This is a genomic window from Facivitalis istanbulensis (assembly GCF_040560405.1).
In the GTDB taxonomy this organism is placed as follows: domain Bacteria; phylum Pseudomonadota; class Alphaproteobacteria; order Sphingomonadales; family Sphingomonadaceae; genus Sphingomonas; species Sphingomonas istanbulensis.
Map to the genome: position 1 here is coordinate 84,532 of NZ_JAVSCQ010000011.1, position 15,595 is coordinate 100,126.

12 protein-coding genes and 2 pseudogenes are annotated in these 15,595 nt (G+C 66.7%); 11 read left to right on the plus strand and 3 right to left on the minus strand.

The genetic code is table 11. The features are described from left to right. The first annotated feature begins 11 nt into the window (after positions 1 to 11). Both RN629_RS09045 and RN629_RS09050 read left to right on the plus strand, forming a co-directional pair. Entirely contained in the window at positions 12 to 1,175 is a 1,164-nt protein-coding gene (locus tag RN629_RS09045; RefSeq protein WP_407034925.1) for a GAF domain-containing protein, read from the plus strand. 4 nt (positions 1,176 to 1,179) lie between these two features. Further along, the gene (locus RN629_RS09050; RefSeq protein WP_407034926.1) at positions 1,180 to 1,599 is read left to right on the plus strand and encodes a response regulator; all 420 of its coding nucleotides are present in this window, start codon (positions 1,180 to 1,182) and stop codon (positions 1,597 to 1,599) included. On the opposite strand, the gene RN629_RS09055 is transcribed toward RN629_RS09050, so the two are convergent. Then, positions 1,596 to 2,066: a MarR family winged helix-turn-helix transcriptional regulator gene (locus RN629_RS09055; RefSeq protein WP_407034927.1), complete on the minus strand. Its 471-nt coding sequence runs from the start codon at positions 2,064 to 2,066 to the stop codon at positions 1,596 to 1,598. The two genes, RN629_RS09050 and RN629_RS09055, sit on opposite strands and share 4 nt — an antisense overlap. Before the next feature lie 96 nt (positions 2,067 to 2,162). On the opposite strand from RN629_RS09055, the gene RN629_RS09060 reads away from it, so the two are divergent. Genes RN629_RS09060 through RN629_RS09070 form a run of 3 tightly spaced genes read left to right on the plus strand, consistent with a single transcriptional unit; the run spans position 2,163 to position 6,414 of the window. Further along, the gene (locus RN629_RS09060; protein WP_407034928.1) at positions 2,163 to 3,356 is read left to right on the plus strand and encodes an HlyD family secretion protein; all 1,194 of its coding nucleotides are present in this window, start codon (positions 2,163 to 2,165) and stop codon (positions 3,354 to 3,356) included. Beyond that, positions 3,353 to 4,942: an MDR family MFS transporter gene (locus tag RN629_RS09065; RefSeq protein WP_407034929.1), complete on the plus strand. Its 1,590-nt coding sequence runs from the start codon at positions 3,353 to 3,355 to the stop codon at positions 4,940 to 4,942. Before RN629_RS09060 ends, RN629_RS09065 begins: the two co-directional genes overlap by 4 nt. Positions 4,943 to 4,950: 8 nt before the next feature. Beyond that, entirely contained in the window at positions 4,951 to 6,414 is a 1,464-nt protein-coding gene (locus RN629_RS09070; RefSeq protein ID WP_407034930.1) for an efflux transporter outer membrane subunit, read from the plus strand. Positions 6,415 to 6,465: 51 nt separating this feature from the next. Here the strand turns inward: RN629_RS09070 and RN629_RS09075 are convergent, their stop codons facing one another. Together RN629_RS09075 and RN629_RS09080 are read right to left on the minus strand one after the other, a co-directional pair. After that, positions 6,466 to 6,855, minus strand: coding sequence for a MerR family transcriptional regulator (locus RN629_RS09075; RefSeq protein ID WP_407034931.1), 390 nt, complete (start codon positions 6,853 to 6,855; stop codon positions 6,466 to 6,468). Further along, positions 6,852 to 8,555 carry a long-chain-fatty-acid--CoA ligase gene (locus RN629_RS09080; RefSeq protein WP_407034939.1) on the minus strand — a complete coding sequence of 568 codons (1,704 nt, stop codon included), beginning with the start codon at positions 8,553 to 8,555 and terminating at the stop codon, positions 6,852 to 6,854. The genes RN629_RS09075 and RN629_RS09080 overlap by 4 nt, the downstream gene beginning before the upstream one ends. A 150-nt stretch (positions 8,556 to 8,705) precedes the next feature. Between RN629_RS09080 and RN629_RS09085 the strand changes: the two genes are divergently transcribed. The 6 genes and pseudogenes from RN629_RS09085 to RN629_RS09110 form a co-directional block, all read left to right on the plus strand. Then, the gene (locus RN629_RS09085; protein WP_407034932.1) at positions 8,706 to 9,842 is read left to right on the plus strand and encodes a thiolase family protein; all 1,137 of its coding nucleotides are present in this window, start codon (positions 8,706 to 8,708) and stop codon (positions 9,840 to 9,842) included. Next, complete coding sequence (locus RN629_RS09090) at positions 9,842 to 12,169, plus strand: 3-hydroxyacyl-CoA dehydrogenase/enoyl-CoA hydratase family protein (RefSeq protein WP_407034933.1); 2,328 nt, start codon at positions 9,842 to 9,844, stop codon at positions 12,167 to 12,169. Before RN629_RS09085 ends, RN629_RS09090 begins: the two co-directional genes overlap by 1 nt. Positions 12,170 to 12,187: 18 nt before the next feature. Then, on the plus strand, positions 12,188 to 13,984 hold the full coding sequence (locus RN629_RS09095; RefSeq protein ID WP_407034934.1) for an acyl-CoA dehydrogenase C-terminal domain-containing protein: 1,797 nt from the start codon (positions 12,188 to 12,190) through the stop codon (positions 13,982 to 13,984). A gap of 161 nt (positions 13,985 to 14,145) precedes the next feature. Next, positions 14,146 to 14,553, plus strand: coding sequence for a DUF2147 domain-containing protein (locus tag RN629_RS09100; protein ID WP_407034935.1), 408 nt, complete (start codon positions 14,146 to 14,148; stop codon positions 14,551 to 14,553). Positions 14,554 to 14,598: 45 nt separating this feature from the next. Next, positions 14,599 to 15,400 (plus strand): annotated as a pseudogene (locus RN629_RS09105) (OmpP1/FadL family transporter). Positions 15,401 to 15,414: 14 nt separating this feature from the next. After that, positions 15,415 to 15,595, plus strand: a pseudogene (locus RN629_RS09110) (electron transfer flavoprotein subunit beta/FixA family protein); the annotation flags it as partial.

The window sequence follows — 15,595 nt, forward strand, 5'->3', positions numbered from 1 at the left end:
GATCGCGCGTGGTGTCTCCCTCACCCCTGACCCTTTCCGATGATGCGATCGGGGCGGTTGCCGCCGACCCGGCGGTGGCGCGCCGTCACCTGACCCTGATCGCCGAGGCGACCGACCGGCTGATGGCGGCGGACGATCCGAGGGCGATGATCGATTCGCTTTTCACGCTGATCCGCGATGAATTGCGGCTCGATTTCTATTTCAACTATCGGCGCGATGACGCGACCACCCGTCTGGAGGCGTCGGGCGGGCTGTCGCGCGACGCGTGGCAGGCCGCGGCCCGGCTGGACATCGAGGAAACGGCGTGTGGCCTGGCGATGCGCGAGCGCCGGTCGCTCCACCTGACCGATATCCAGGCCAGCCGCGATCCCCGCACCGCTTTTGTGCGCTCGCTCGGGATCCAGGTCTATCTGTGCATTCCGCTGTTCCATGGCAGCCAGGTGCTCGGCACGTTGGGCTTCGGGCGGACCGCGCCGCTGCCGTTCGATGAGGACGAACGGCGCTTGCTCGCGTTGCTGTGCCATTATGTGTCGCTCGCCAAGCACCGGCTACGGATCGAGGAGGCGTTGCGCGAAGGGCTGGAAACGCAGAGCCGGTTACTGGCCGAGTTGAACCACCGCGTGCGCAACGCGCTTCAGGTGGCAATTGGCCTGGTCACCCATCAGATTGGCACGGCGGTCGATGCCTCGGCCCGCGCCGCGCTGTCCCGCGCGGTCGAGCGGTTGCAGGTGCTGGCGAGCGCGCACCGGCCGCTTTACGCCACCGCCGCGCCGGGGCTGGTCGATCTGCCCGCGCTGTTTCGCGAGGTTATCGCCCAGGTGCGCGGCGAGGCGGCCGAGCGCGCGGTCGACGCGGTCGATCGGATCGCCGTGTCGATCGAGCGTGCGGTGGGGGCGGCGCTGCTGCTGGACGCGCTGCTGGCCCATGACGATGATGGCGGCGCACCGCAGATCGGGATGCGGCTGGACCGGCGCGACGGGAACGAAATGCTGGAGCTGTCGTTTCAGGGCTCCGGATGGGGCGGACGCAAGGCGCTGATCGATCACGATCGGCTCGTCGCGCGGCTTTGCCATCAGTTGCGCGCGACGCCGACGAGCGAGGACGACGGGTGCCTGATCTTGGTCATGCCATATGACGGCAGCGAATATGGACACCGCAACGCGGCCGATGGATGAAACGGTGCCCAACCTTCCGCTCAAACTCCTGATCATCGAAGACGAAGCATTGGTCGCGATGCTGATCGAGGATGCGCTGGCGCTGCATGGCCATCATGTGATCGGGATCGCCGATACGGTGGCGTCCGCGATCGCCATGGCCGATGCCGAGCCGCCCGATCTCGTCCTGTGCGATGTCAAGCTGGCCGATGGCGACAGCGGGCTGACGGCCGCGCAACTGCTCGCCCATCGCGGTATCCCTTGCGTGTTTCTCAGCGGCAATTGCCCCGAGCGCGGCGGCCATCCTCTGGTCATCGGCTGCATCGCCAAGCCGTTTCGCGCCGGTAGCCTGGGTTCGGCGGTTCGAGCCGCGCATATCGTGGCGCAGGGCGGCTGGCCGGAGCATCCGCCCGCCACGCTCAGGCTCTATCGCGAGGGGCGTTAGACCTGGGCGTCGCACGGCGGCCATGACGGAACGCCGTCCTCCAGCCGCGTGGTGATCGCCTCGTCCAGCTTCGTCAGGATATGATCGAGCTGCTGCGTCTCTTCCTCCGTCAGGACGTCGACGGCCTGGCGTACTAGTTCGAGGCGCAGCGGTTCGGTCTGCTTGATGACCTGTCGCCCGCTATCGGTGATGTCCAGCCGCTTGACGCGCCGATCGACCGGATCGGGCATCCGCCGCACCAGTCCGTCGCGCTCCATCGTATCGATCGCCTGGGTGACCGTGCGCGGGGCGAGGTTGAAGAAATCCGCCAGGTCGGCGGCGCGGGCAGGGGCCCGATTGGCAATGAACAGCAGCATCTTGGTCCGCGCCAGCGACGCGCCCTCGGCCGCCATGCGGCGGTCGAGCAGGCGGTGCAGGCGCATGTAGATGCGGCCGTAGCGGATGATAAGGTTGTCACGATCGGGCATAATGTGAGGTAACTCAATAAATGATCTTGCCTTATGCTGCAAGCGCGAGCAAATGCGCCGCCGAGTTCTTTTGATTCTTTCGACAGGGAGGCCGGCATGGCCGACGCACATGATGTGAACGGGGCGCAGGCCGATGCGCCCGAGGGCGATGTCGAGGTGGCCAAGAGCCCGGCCTCGCCCGAGAAGAAGCGGCGGATCAAGGTCATCCTGCTCGTCATCGCCGCCGCGTTGGTGGTTGCCGGCGTGTTCTGGTACGCGCGGTACACGACCGTCGGCCAGTATATGGAATCGACCAACGACGCCTTCATCCAGGCCGATGCCGTGACGGTCGCGCCCAAGGTGTCGGGCTATGTCGACAAGGTCTTCGTGAACGAGAACCAGCAGGTTCAGGCGGGCGAGCCGCTGCTTCAGATCGATACCCGCGACTATCGCGCGCAGACCGCGCAGATCGAGGCGCAGATGGGCGTCGCCCGCGCCAATGCCGAGGGCGTGCAGGCGCAGATCCACGAGCAGCAGGCCGCGATCGATCGCGCCCAGGCGGACCTTCGCGCCGCGCAGAGCGACGCCGCCTTCGCCCAGGCCGAGGTCGCGCGCTACACGCCGCTCGCCGCGTCGGGCGCGGAGAGCCGCGAGCGCCTGTCGCAGTTGCAGAACCAGGCGCGCCAGGCCAATGCCCGTGCCGCCGCCGCCGCCGCCGCGCTGTCGAGCGCGCAGCGCCGCATCGGCACGCTGAACGCGCAGGTGCAGCAGGCCCGGTCGCAGGGGCAGGCCGCCAAGGCGCAGCTCGACGCTGCCGAGGTCAATCTGGGCTCGACCCTGATCCGTGCCTCGATCGGCGGCCGCGTGGGGAACAAGACCGTGCGGGTCGGCCAGTTCCTGCAGGCGGGGACGCGCACCATGTCGATCGTCCCGGTCAGCCAGCTATATATCGAAGCCAATTTCAAGGAAACGCAGCTGGGCCTGATGCGTCCCGGCCAGCCGGTGAAGATCGAGGTCGATGCGTTGCCGGGTGTCGAGATCAACGGCCATGTCGAAAGCGTGGCACCGGGCACCGGCGCGCAATTCTCGCTGCTGCCGCCGCAGAATGCGACCGGCAACTTCACCAAGATCGTGCAGCGCGTGCCCGTCCGCATCGCGGTCGACGCCGATGCGCAGACCCGCGCGCTGATGGTGCCGGGCATGTCGGTCGACGTGACGGTGGATACGCGTTCGGCCAAGGGGGCGCTGAAGCGTATCGCGGAACAGCAGGACCAGCATAACGACGCGCGACAGGGGGCGCAGGGCCGGTGAGCGCCGCGGCCGCCCCCGCCCGGGGCACCACGGCCGGATCGTCGCCCCGCGCGGGCGGCGGCGCCCCGGCCAAGGCGGACCTGACCGCGTGGCTGGCCGTCGCGGCGGGCAGCATCGGCGCGCTGATGGCGACGCTCGACATCTCGATCGTCAACTCCGCGCTGCCGACCATCCAGGGGGAGATCGGCGCCAGCGGGACCGAGGGCACGTGGATCGCGACCTCCTATCTGGTCGCCGAGATCATCATCATCCCGCTTTCGGCCTGGCTGGAACGGGTGCTGGGCCTGCGCACCTTCCTGCTGATCGCGTCGATCCTGTTCACCGCCTTCTCGATCCTGTGCGGCGTGTCGAGCAACCTGACGATGATGATCATCGGCCGCGCGGGGCAGGGGATTACGGGCGGCGCGCTTATTCCCACCGCACTGACCATCATCGCCACGCGCCTGCCGCGCGAGCAACAGCCGATCGGCACCGCCTTTTTCGGCGTCACCGCCATTCTGGGCCCCGTCATGGGGCCGCTGATCGGTGGCTGGCTGACCGAGAATATCAGCTGGCACTATGCCTTCTTCCTCAACCTGCCGGTGGGCGCGATCCTTGTGGGGCTGCTGCTGATCGGCCTGCCGCACCAGAAGCCGCATCTGTCCGAACTGGCCAAGGCCGACTGGCTGGGCATTGCCGGGCTGGCGCTGGGGCTGGGCGGTCTGACCGTCGTGCTGGAAGAGGGGCAGCGCGAGCAATGGTTCCAGTCGCGCGAGATCATCGAACTCACCATCCTGTCGGTCATCGGCTTCGGCCTGTTGTTCGCGGGACAGTTCGTCGCGTCGCGGCCGGTCATCCGGCTGAAACTGCTGCTGGACCGTCAGTTCGGCAGCGTGGTCATCATGGGCATCGTGCTGGGCATGGTGCTCTACGGCACCTCCTATGTGATCCCGCAGTTCCTGGCCGCCATCGCCGGCTATAACGCGTTCCAGGCGGGCAAGGTCGTGCTGCTCAGCGGCATCCCCAGCCTCATCATCATGCCGTTCACGCCGATCCTCATCAAGCGGGTGGATATCCGCATCGCGGTGGGACTGGGCCTGGGGATCATGGCGCTGAGCGCGGGGATCGACACGGTGCTGACCGCCGATTCGACGGGCGGCTCCTTTACAGATTCCCAGCTTCTGCGCGGTGTCGGCACGATCCTGGGCATGTTGTTCCTGAACCAGGCCGCGATCTCGTCGGTGCCGCCGGAACAGGCGGGCGATGCCGCGGGGCTGTTCAGCGCCGCGCGCAACCTGGGCGGCTCCTTCGCGCTGGCGGGCATCGCCACCGTGCAGGATCAACGCAGCTTCCTGCACGAGCGGCGGCTGGAGGAATCGCTCCACGCCAATGCCCAGATGGTGCAGGACTGGATGGCCGGGCTGACCCGGCAATTCGGCAGTGCCGATGCGGCCTATCGCATGATCGGCAACATCATCCAGCAACAGGCGCTGGTGATGACCTATAACGACCTCTTCTGGATGCTGTGCGTTGGCATCCTGATGTCCATGCCGCTCGTCCTCTTCCTCCGCCCGCTGCCCCAGGGCGGCCCCGTGGCGATGCATTGAGATCCATGATGCGCAAGCAGCTTTCCCTTATCCCCTTCCTCCTGCTGGGGGCCTGCACCGTCGGGCCCAATTATGCCGGCCCGCCCAAGGCGATCGGATCGGCGGCGACGCCGCCCGCCGGCTTCGCCCGGGCCGGCGCCAGCATCGCGACGACCGCACCCGCGCTGGCCGACTGGTGGACGACGCTGGGCGATCCGACGCTCGACTGGCTGGAGGATCAGGCGCTGGCCGCCAATCCCAATGTCGCGGTGGCGCAGGCGCGCCTGAAGCAGGCGCGGTCCTCGCTGCGGCTGGAGCATGCCAACCAGGCGCCCAGCGCCAATGCCCGTGGGACCTATCTGCACGCCGACCTGCCCGGCCTCAATCTGGGCAAGGCGCCGCAGGGTGGTGCGAACGGCGGACAGGCCAGTGGCAATTCCGACGGGCAGAGCTTCGATTTCTTCAACGTGGGGTTCGATGCGAGCTGGGAAATCGATCTGTTCGGCGGACAGCGCCGCACGGTCGAGGCGGCGCGCGCCACGGCGGCGGCGGCGGAGGCCAATGTCGCGGATGCGCAGGTGTCGCTGACTGCCGATGTGGCGCAAGCCTATATCGGTCTGCGCGACCGGCAGCAGCGGCTGATCCTGGCCCGCGATTCGGTGCGGATGCAGCGCGAGACGCTGAAACTGACCGAGCAGCGGTTCAGGAACGGCGCCGCCTCGCAGCTCGAAGTGGAGCGGTTGCGCAACCAGGTGGAGAATACCGACGCGCAGATCCTGCCGCTTTCCGCGGAGGTCGAAACCTATCTGAACGCCCTGGCGATCCTGGTCGGCGAAGCGCCCGGCGCGCTCGACCAGCGATTGAGCCCGGCGGGCAAGGTGCCCTTGCCCCCGGCGCAGGTGGCGGTGGGCGATCCGGCCGCGCTGTTGCAACGGCGGCCCGACATTCGCGCGGCGGAGCGGCGGCTGGCGGCTCAGACCGCGCGCATCGGCGTGGCCGAAGCGGCGAAGTTCCCACGGCTCAGCCTGATGGGGCTGATCGGCATCGGCGGCACGTCCGTCGATTCGCTGACCGACCTCGACAATCTGGTGACGCTGGGCGCGCCGATGCTTCAGTGGAACGCGTTGAACTTCGGTCGCGCCAATGCGCGGGTCGGCCAGGCCGAGGGCGCGCGCGACGAGGCCGAGGCGCAATATCGCGGCGCGGTGCTGTCGGCGCTGCGCGATGCGGAGGATTCGCTGTCGCGGTTCCGGGCACGGCGCAACACGGTGGCAACGCTGGCGCGGGCCAAGCTTTCGGCGGACCGTTCGGCGGCGCTGATGCAGCAACGCTATCGCGCGGGCGCGGCCACGCTGATCGACACGCTGGATACCGAACGGCAGCGCGTGGCGGCGGACCAGTCGCTCTCGCAGGCAGTCGCCGGGCTGACCAGCGACTATGTGGCGCTGCAGAAAGCACTGGGCCTGGGCTGGCGCGCGCCGCAGGGTTCGTGATGCTCGCTCCCTCCCCGGGCCAGGCCTGGGGAGGGGGAGGATGGATGGCCGTTACGCCTCCGCCGCCGCGATCCGCTGGTGCGCTTCGCGTTCGATCGTTTCCAGTTCCTCGACGGTCTGCACCAGCGCGGTCATTTGCTGGCGCAATTCCTCCAGCCGCTTGCGGCAGCGTTCGGCCAGGACGCGCATCTGTTCGACATGCTGCGGGTCCGTGTCATAGAGGCGCAGGAATTCCTCGATCTCGCGCAACGAGAAACCCAGCCGCTTGCCGCGCAGGATCAGTTGCATCCGGGCGGTCTCGCGCTTGGAATAAACGCGCGCGGTGCCGACCCGGCGCGGTTCGATGAGCCCGCGATCCTCATAGAAGCGCAACGTGCGCGCCGTCACGCCCAGGCTGTTGGCGACATCCTGGATGCCGCGCAACTCCTCCGTCTCTGTCACTTCGCCTGTTCCCCCACCGGCTGCGCCTTGGCCGCCGCCTTCGCCATTTCTTCCTCGACCAGTTCCTTCTTCGACAATTTGCCGATCAGGGTCTTGGGCAGGCTTTCGCGGATTTCAACCTCGCGGGGAAGCTCGATCTTGCTCACCTTGTCCTGAAGGAAGGCGCGCAGTTCGTCCGGGCTGGCCTGATGACCGGGGGCCAGGGTGACGAAGGCCTTGGGCGATTGGCCACGATAGGCGTCGGGAATGCCGATCACCACCGCCTCGGCCACGGCGGGATGCTCGTACAGCGCCTCCTCGATCGTGCGGGGATAGACATTATAGCCGCCGCACAGGATCACGTCCTTGATCCGGTCGACGATGAACAGATAGCCTTCCTCGTCCAGATAGCCGACATCGCCGGTACGCAACGCGCCGTCGACGAAGACCTGTTCGGTCTCGGCGGGCTTGTGCCAATAGCCCTTCATCACCTGCGGGCCGCGCGCGCAGATCTCGCCGACCTCGCCCGGCGGCATCAGCCGGTCGGCATGTTCGCGGTCGCGGATCTCGATGATCGTGCCGGGGAAGGGGATACCCGCCGACCCGCCCTTGTTCGCGCCGGTCAGCGGGTTGCACGTGATGATCGGCGAGGCTTCGGACAGGCCGTAGCCCTCGACCAGCTTGCCGCCGGTCGTCGTTTCGAACGCGACGCGGACTTCGGCGGGAAGGGGCGCTCCGCCTGAAATACACGCCTTGATATCCGACAGATCGACCTTGCGCGCCTCCGCCACGCCCGCAATCGCATTGTAGATGGTGGGGACGGCGGGGAAATAGGTCGGCTTGCTGCGCGCGATGGTCTTCAGCACCTGGTCGAGCTCGAACCGGGGCAGCAGGATCATCTCCGCACCGACCCGGATGGCGAAGCTCAGCACCGTGGTCAGCGCGAAGACATGGAAGAGGGGCAGGACGCCCAGGATGCGTTCCTGCCCGATCGCCTCCTCGCCGCCGGTATGGATGACCATGGCATCGGCATTGGCGAGGAGATTGGCGTGGGACAGCATCGCCGCCTTGGGGCTGCCCGTCGTGCCGCCGGTATATTGCAGCACCGCCACGTCATCGGGCGTCGCCGCCACGGGCGACACCGACCGGCCGTGGCGGAGCAGGCGCGCGAAGGGCAGGTGGCGGGGCGCGGGGCCGGGCCGCGCGATCATCGAACGCTTGAACAGGCGATAGGCAAGCCCCTTCAACAGCGGCAGCGCGCCCGCCACGGGGCAGGCGATGACATGGCGCAGCGACAGTTTTTCGGCGGCCCTGGTCACGCGGTCGTATATGTCGGGGATGTCGCAGGTGGCGATGATCTCCGCCCCCGAATCCTCGAGCAGATGGCACAGCTCCCGGTCGACATAGAGCGGGTTCACATTGACGACGATGCCGCCGACCTTGAGCGTCGCGAAGAACAGCACCGGATAATAAGTGATGTTGGGCAGGCACAGCGCCACGCGCGTCCCCGGCTTCACGCCCAGCGCCTGAAGCCCCGCCGCGGCGCGGTCGACCATGTCGGCCAGGTCGCCATAACGGGTGATCCGCCCCATGAAATCGATCGCCGCGCGGTCGGCATATTGCCGTACCGTAGTCTCGAACATGTCCGTCAGCAGTCGTGGCCGGAACGCCAGGGCGCGTCCTTGCGCTCGTCCCTGGGACACTCCGCCGATCTCGCCCATCATCATCGCGCGGCTCTCCTATTTTCTTTTTTCCACCATACCCGGTTGTCGATTGCAGTCGAGTTTCATATGGTGTTTACGTATAGGGTAGGTAACGCACCTTAACGTGAGGCTGCAAGCCCCAAGATGACCGCACAAAGAGAGGATTGGATGACCAACATCGTGATCGCCGGCTATGCCCGCTCTCCCTTCACCCAGGCGGGCAAAGGCGCGCTGGCGCGGGTCCGCCCCGATGACCTCGCCGCGCAAGTGATTCGCGGCCTGATCGAACGCACCGGCGTCGATCCGGCCGAGATCGAGGACATCATCCTGGGCTGCGCCTTTCCGGAGGGCGAGCAGGGGATGAACGTCGCGCGGCTGATCGGCCTGCTTGCCGACCTGCCGCTGTCGGTCGGCGGCATGACGGTCAATCGGTTCTGCGGATCGTCCATGTCGGCCATCCACATCGCGATGGGCCAGATCCAGATCGGCGCGGGCGAGGCGTTCATCTGCGCGGGCATCGAGTCGATGAGCCGCGTGCCGATGGGCGGCTACAACCCGCTGCCCAATCCCGAACTCGCCGCCGCGCGCCCCGGCGCCTATATGGGCATGGGCCAGACCGCCGAGAATGTCGCGGAAAAATACCAGATCACCCGCGCCGAGCAGGACAGGTTCGCGGTGGCCAGCCAGATGAAGGCGGCCGAGGCGCGCTCCGCCGGGCGGCTCGCGGATGAGATCGTGCCGATCCATACCAAGGCGGGCGACGTGACCGAGGATGGGCTGATCCGCCCGGATACCACCGAGGAGGTGCTCGCCGGGCTCAAGCCCGCATTCGACACCAAGGGCACGGTGACGGCGGGCACCGCCTCGCCGCTGACCGATGGCGCGTCGGCGGTGCTGGTCACTTCGGAGGAATTCGCGCAGAAGCACGGCCTGAAGATCCTCGCGCGGATCAAGGCGGTCGGCATTGCGGGCTGCGAGCCCGAGACGATGGGGCTGGGTCCGATCGGTTCGTCGCGCAAGGCGCTTCAGCGCGCCGGGATCGCGGCGGGCGACCTCGATGTGGTCGAGATCAACGAGGCTTTTGCGAGCCAGGCGATCGCCTGTATCCGCGACCTGGGCCTGAAGGAAGAGACGATCAACAAGGATGGCGGCGCGATCGCGATCGGCCATCCGCTGGGCGCGACCGGCGCGCGGATCGTCGGCAAGGCGGCGGCGCTGTTGGCGCGCGACGGCGGCCGTTATGCGCTCGCTACCCAGTGCATCGGCGGCGGCCAGGGCATCGCCACGGTATTGGAGCGTGCATGATGGCTGATGCGATCAACAAGGTCTGCGTGATCGGCGCGGGCGTGATGGGCGCGGGCATCGCGGCGCAGGTCGCCAATGCCGGTGTGCCTGTCCTGCTGCTCGATATCGTGCCCAAGGATGGCGGCGACCGCGACGCGGTGGCCAAGGGGGCCGTGGCGAAGATGCTCAAGACCGAGCCCGCCCCCTTCATGTCGCCCGCCGCCGCCAGGCTGGTGGAAACGGGCAATATCGAGGATCACCTCGCCAAGGTCGCCGAATGCGACTGGATCGTCGAGGCGGTGGTCGAGCGGCTGGACATCAAGCAGTCGCTCTACGCCAGGCTGGAAGAGCTGAAGCGTCCGGGCACGGCGGTGTCGTCCAACACCTCGACCATCCCGCTCGGCCATCTGGTCGAGGGGCGGTCGGAGCAGTTCAAGCGCGACTTCCTCATCACCCATTTCTTCAACCCGCCACGCTACATGCGGCTGATCGAGATCGTGACCTCGGCCGAGACCGATGAGGGCGTTGCCGCCAAGGTCGCGCAGTTCGTCGATCATCGCATGGGCAAGCGGATCGTGCGCGCCAAGGATACGCCGGGCTTCATCGCCAACCGGATCGGCACCTATTGGCTGGCGGTCGCGATCAACGCCGCGATGGATCAGGGGCTGACCGTCGAGGAGGCCGACCAGATTGGCGGCCGTCCGATGGGTGTGCCCAAGACCGGCATTTTCGGGCTGATCGATCTGGTCGGCATCGACCTGATGCCGTTGCTCGCCAAGTCGCTGTCCTCGACCCTGCCGGAAGGGGATGCGTATTTCGAGACGATCCGTCCGCTGCCGCTGATCGACAGGATGATCGCGGATGGCTTTACCGGGCGCAAGGGCAAGGGCGGCTTCTACCGCCTCGACCGCAAGCCCGACGGAAGCCGGGCGAAGCAGGCGATTGACCTTCAGACCGGCGAATATCGCGCGGAGAAAAAGCCTGAGCGTCTGTCGGGGCGTGCCGAAAAGGATCTGGCGGCGCTGGTCGCGACGCCGGGCAAGGTCGGCGACTATGCGTGGGCGATCCTGGGTCCGGTCCTGTCCTATGCGGCGGGTCTGGTCGGCGAGGCGGCGGACGATATCGTCGCGATCGATGACGCGATGAAGCTGGGCTATAACTGGAAGTTCGGCCCGTTCGAGCTGATCGACCGGCTGGGGCCGGGCAAGCTGGCCGAACGGCTTCGCGCCGAGGGCAGGCCGGTGCCCGCGCTGCTGGAAACGGCGGGCGATCGCCCCTTCTACCGCGTGGTCGATGGCAAGCGCCAGTATCTGACGACCGGCGGCGACTATGCCGATGTCGTCCGCGCCGAGGGCGTGCTGCTGCTCGAGGACATCAAGCTGCGGTCCGAACCGCTGCTGAAGAACGGCTCGGCGGCGCTGTGGGATATCGGCGACGGCGTGGTGGCGTTCGAGTTCACCGGCAAGATGAACGCGCTCGACGAGCAGGTGCTTTCGCTGCTGCAAAAGGCCATCGCGCTGGTGAAGAGCCAGTACAAGGCGCTGGTCGTGTATAACGAGGGCAGCAACTTCTCGGCCGGGGCCAATCTGGGCCTTGCCATGTTCGCGGTGAACATCGCGGCCTGGAGCGAGGTCGAAAAGCTGGTCGTCGCCGGGCAGCAGGCCTATAAGGCGCTGAAATACGCACCTTTCCCGGTGGTCGCGGCACCGGCCGGCATGGCGCTGGGCGGCGGGTGCGAGATCCTGCTGCACGCCGATGCGATCCAGGCCCATGCCGAGAGCTATATCGGTCTCGTGGAAACCGGTGTCGGCCTGATCCCCGGCTGGGGTGGCAATGGCGAGCTGATCGATCGTCTCGCCAAGTCGCCCAAGATGGCCAAGGGCCCGATGCCCGCCGTGACCAAGGCGTTCGAGACGATCTCGACCGCGCAGGTGTCGCGCTCGGCGGCGCTGGCCAAGGAACTGGGTTATCTCCGCAAGGATGACGGCGTCACCATGAACCGCGACCGGCTGCTGGCCGATGCCAAGCAGAAGGCGCTGTCGCTGGTCGAGGGCTATCAGCCGCCCGAAAAGCCGGTCTTCCGTCTGCCGGGCGCGGCGGGCAAGGTCGCCTTTGACGGTGCGGTCGCCGACTTCGCGAAGAAGGGCGTCGCCACCCCCTATGACGTGGTGGTGGCGGACCGGCTGGCGCGGATCGTCACCGGCGGCGATGCCGACCTGATCGACGAGGTGAGCGAGGATCAGCTGCTCAAGCTGGAGCGTTCCGCCTTCATGGAAAGCGTCAGGGATGCGCGGACCCAGGCCCGGATCGAGCATATGCTCGAAACCGGCAAGCCGCTGCGCAATTGATCGGGAGAGGAAATCCCCATGCAAGTCTATAACGCGCCGCTGCGCGACATGCGTTTCGTCCTCCACGAACTGTTCCATGAGGATGAGTTCGGTCCCGTTGCGGGGCAGGACGAATTCGGCCCCGAACTTTATGACGCGATCCTGGAGGAGGCGGCCCGCGTCACGCAGGAAGTCCTGCTGCCGCTCAACGCGTCGGGCGATATCGAAGGTTGCAAGCTGGAGAACGGGGTCGTCCGCACGCCCGCCGGTTTCCAGGACGCCTATCGCCAGTTCTGCGAGGGCGGCTGGGCCGCGCTTGCCTCGCCGGTCGAATATGGCGGGCAGGGGTTGCCCGAGGCGGTGAACAAGCTGGTCGAGGAAATGATCTGCGCGACGAACCTGTCGTTCAGCCTCTATCCCGGTCTGTCCCACGGTGCCACCACCGCGCTGGTCGGCCATGGCTCGGAAGACCTCAAGCAATTCTACCTGCCCAGGATGATTTCGGGCGAATGGTCGGGGACGATGTGCCTGACCGAGGCGCATTGCGGCACCGATCTGGGCCTGCTGCGCACCCGGGCCGAACCGCAGGAGGACGGGTCCTATGCGATCTTCGGCGGCAAGATCTTCATCTCGGCGGGCGACCATGACCTGACCACGAACGTGATCCACCTCGTCCTTGCGCGCCTGCCCGACGCGCCAAAGGGGGTGAAGGGGATCAGCCTGTTCCTGGTGCCCAAGTATCTGCCCAATGAGGATGGCTCGATCGGTGCGGCCAACGGTGTCAGCGTCGCGGCCATCGAGCACAAGATGGGCCTCAGGGCATCGGCCACCTGCCAGCTCGAATTCGACCAGTCGAAGGGCTGGCTGATCGGCGAGGCGAACAAGGGCCTGGCCGCGATGTTCACGATGATGAACACCGAGCGCGTTTCGGTCGGTATCCAGGGCCTGGGCGTCAACGAGATCGCGTATCAGTCGGCCGTCGCCTATGCGAAGGACCGGGTACAGGGACGTGCGCTGGGCGGCGCCCAGCGGCCCGATCTGCCCGCCGATCCGATCATCGTCCATCCGGACGTGCGGCGTATGCTGATGACCATGCGCGTCTATGCCGAGGGATGCCGCGCGCTGGGGCAATGGGCGGCGCGCGCGCTGGATGCCGAGGCGCATGCGATCGATCCGGCCGACAAGGCGCGTGCGGCGGATTTCGTCGCGCTGATCACCCCGGTCGTGAAGGCGTTGTTCACCGACCTCGCCTTCGACGCGGCGAATCTGGCGGTGCAGGTCCATGGCGGCCACGGCTATATCCGCGACCATGGGATCGAGCAGTTCGTGCGCGATGCCCGCATCGCCCAGATTTATGAAGGCACGAACGGCGTCCAGGCGCTCGATCTGGTCGGCCGCAAGATGCCCGCGCATATGGGCCGCTATATGCGCCCCTTCTTCCATGCTGTGTCGGGACAGGTCGAAACCCTGTTGAAGCACGAGGACAAGGCGCTCACCGGCTGGGCCGGTGCGCTGCAACAGGCGTTCGGAGCGCTCCAGCTCAGCACGGGCATGATCGCGCAGAAGGGGATGAAGGACCCCGAGGAAGCGGGCGCCGCAGCGACCGATTATCTGCGGCTGCTGGGGCTGGTCGGCATCGGCCATTGCTTCCTGAAATCGGCGCGGATCGCGACCGAGGCGCTGGCCGGTGGCACCGACGAACCGGGCTTCTACAAGGCCAAGCTCGCCACCACCGCCTTTTTCTTCGACCGTATCCTGCCGCAGGCGACGGCCGCGTTCCTGGCCATCAAGTCGGGCAAGCGTTCGACCATGGCGCTGGAATTGGACGCGTTTTGAGATCGCTCGATGCCGGCGGGCCTTGATTGCGCCCCGTCGGCATCGTAGGCATGACGCATTGCCCTATGCGTCATGTGATGAACCTATAGGGCAATTGGCGGGACGACCGTGAAAATACGGCGTTCCGGCCCGGACGAACGGGCATGGAGAGGAGAGCACGGATGTTTTTGAGCCTGATGGCAATGGCGCTCGCGACGGCGGGGGGCAGCACGGATCCGGTGGTCGGCCGCTGGCAGACCCAGACGCGCGGCGGCGTGGTCGAAATCCAGAAATGCGGCAATTCGGTCTGCGGTCGCATCCTGACCTCGGAGAAGCTGCACACCAACCCCGCGCTGACCGACGAGAATAATCGCGATCCCAAGCTGCGCAATCGGCCGCTCAAGAACCTGTTGATCCTTCAGGGCTTTTCGCAGGATGGCGCGGCGTGGAGCGGCGGAACCATCTACAATGCCGAGGATGGCAAGACCTATAAGGCGAAGCTGACGCCCGAAGGGCCGGATACGCTCAAGGTGCGGGGGTGCGTCTTCGTGCCGCTTTGCAAGACCCAGACCTGGACCCGCCTGCGCTGATCGGCCGCGCCTGACGTTTAGCATAGAATATCTGGGAGAGAGATCATGACCGTCCGTTTCAAGGCCCCGCTGCTGGCCTCCGCCATTCTGTCCTCGTCCTTCGCCTTTGCGGGTGCGGCACACGGACAGGCATTCTATCTTCAGGAACAATCGGTCCGCGCGCAGGGCCGCGCCTTTTCGGGTGAAGCGGCCGATACCGGCGCGTCGTCGCTCTGGTGGAACCCCGCGGCCATCGCGGGCATGGAACGTGGCGAGGCGGTGATCGGCGCGTCGGCGGTCATTCCGAAGGGCAATGTCGTCGATACCGGCACCGTGATCGTGCGTCCGGGTCAGCCGCCCGCGCTGGTCACGCCGGCGTACGCCAGCCCAGATCATCGTCGGCGGTCGTTTCCGCACCACCGACAAGCTGACGCTGAACGCGCAGATCGTCCGCTTCACCTGGGCCGATTTCGATGCGATCCGTCTGGGCGCCCCGATCAATACCGCGATCCCGGAGAATTACCGGAACAGCTGGTCGCTGGCGGGCGGCCTGGACTATGCGGCCAATGAGCGGCTGACCGTGCGCGCGGGCGTGCAGCGTGGCATCACCCCGACGCAGGACGGCAATCGCGACGCGCGGGTTCCCGATGCCAATCGCTGGAATTACTCGATCGGCGGTTCGTACAAGGTGACGCCGCGCTTCACCCTCGATGCGGCGGGCAGCTATATCGATTTCGCCAATGCCAGCATCGATCGTCGCACCGCCGCCTATGTCGGCACGCCGGTCATGACGCCGATCCTGACCTCGGGTCAGGTGCAGAAGGCGCGGGCGTTCGTGGCGTCGATCGGCGGCCGCTTCAGCTTCTGACGGAGTTAGGTTTGATGAAGATCGTCGTGCCCGTGAAGCGGGTTTTGGATTACAATGTGAAGCCGCGCGTGAAGGCGGACGGGACGGGCGTCGATCTGGCGAACGTGAAGATGTCGATGAACCCGTTCGATGAGATCGCGGTGGAAGAGGCGATCCGGCTGAAGGAGAAGGGGGCGGCGACGGAGGTCGTCGTCG

What these genes read in the sequence shown, in the direction of transcription:
- RN629_RS09055 (WP_407034927.1), bottom strand. Translation starts at nt 2,066, where the DNA reads ATGCCCGATCGTGACAACCTTATCATCCGCTACGGCCGCATCTACATG.
- RN629_RS09070 (WP_407034930.1), top strand. Translation starts at nt 4,951, where the DNA reads ATGCGCAAGCAGCTTTCCCTTATCCCCTTCCTCCTGCTGGGGGCCTGC.
- RN629_RS09060 (WP_407034928.1), top strand. Translation starts at nt 2,163, where the DNA reads ATGGCCGACGCACATGATGTGAACGGGGCGCAGGCCGATGCGCCCGAG.
- RN629_RS09095 (WP_407034934.1), top strand. Translation starts at nt 12,188, where the DNA reads ATGCAAGTCTATAACGCGCCGCTGCGCGACATGCGTTTCGTCCTCCAC.
- RN629_RS09100 (WP_407034935.1), top strand. Translation starts at nt 14,146, where the DNA reads ATGTTTTTGAGCCTGATGGCAATGGCGCTCGCGACGGCGGGGGGCAGC.
- RN629_RS09090 (WP_407034933.1), top strand. Translation starts at nt 9,842, where the DNA reads ATGGCTGATGCGATCAACAAGGTCTGCGTGATCGGCGCGGGCGTGATG.
- RN629_RS09085 (WP_407034932.1), top strand. Translation starts at nt 8,706, where the DNA reads ATGACCAACATCGTGATCGCCGGCTATGCCCGCTCTCCCTTCACCCAG.
- RN629_RS09080 (WP_407034939.1), bottom strand. Translation starts at nt 8,555, where the DNA reads ATGGGCGAGATCGGCGGAGTGTCCCAGGGACGAGCGCAAGGACGCGCC.